General features: G+C 62.1%; 1 protein-coding gene. It reads right to left on the reverse strand.

Translation table 11 applies throughout. The annotated features are described in order from the left end of the window. A partial coding sequence (locus AC0L3H_RS32940; protein ID WP_473588245.1) for an efflux RND transporter permease subunit occupies positions 1–911 on the reverse strand: 911 nt, incomplete at both ends.

The following is a 911-nucleotide window of genomic DNA, read 5'->3' on the forward strand; positions in this document are numbered from 1 at the left end:
TCGTCCAGGATGGCGTTCGCCGATTTGCGCTCGCGCCAGTCGACGAACTCGTACTGGATCACGCCGACCACGTCTTCAGGAATGTCCTGGCCGCCGCCTTGCGTCTTGCCGACACGGGTATAGACCGATTTCACGCCCGGCCAGCCGAGAAGCCGGTTTTCCGCGGTCGTTGTGGCGGCATCCATTTCGGCGAGCGAAAGGTTGCCGCGGGCGTGCACATAGAGCAGGCCGTAGTCAGGCTCGACATTCGGGAAGAACTCGACGCCGGCGCCGTATTTCGAATAGGCAAAGCCGACACCGAACAAGAGGCCGACGGTGAGCAGAAGCACGGTGATGGGAAAGCGCACCGCCTGCTTGACCACCGCCATGTACCAGCCGTCGCGGTTGTCGTTCTCGTGATGCGGCGGCGCCTTGGCGAACAAGGCGCCCAGCGCCGGTGCAAAAACCAGTGCATAGAGCATCGAGGCCGAGAGCGTGACGATCAGCGTGATCGGCATGTATTTCATGAAGTCGCCGATGATGCCCGGCCAGAACAGCAGCGGCGAAAAGGCGGCGATGCGCGTCATCGTCGCGGCGATGACCGGACCGGCCATGCGCTTGGCGGCAAGCGCGAACGCCTCTGCCTTAGGCATGCCTTCGCTCATCCGCCGCTCGGCGAATTCGGTGACGATGATGGCGTCGTCGACCAGCATGCCGACCGCCAGGATGAGGCTGAACAGCACGATCATGTTGATCGTGTAGCCCATCATGGCCAACAGCAGGATGCCGATCAGGAAGGACGATGGAATGGCCAGGCCGATCAGCAGCGAGGCACGGCCCGACAGCGCGTAGAGAATGACGATGAACACCAGGATCACGGCGATCATGACGTGGTTCTGCAGATCGCCGAGCAACTGGTTGACGAAGACCGA

The sequence above is a fragment of the Mesorhizobium sp. WSM4816 genome, assembly GCF_055811535.1.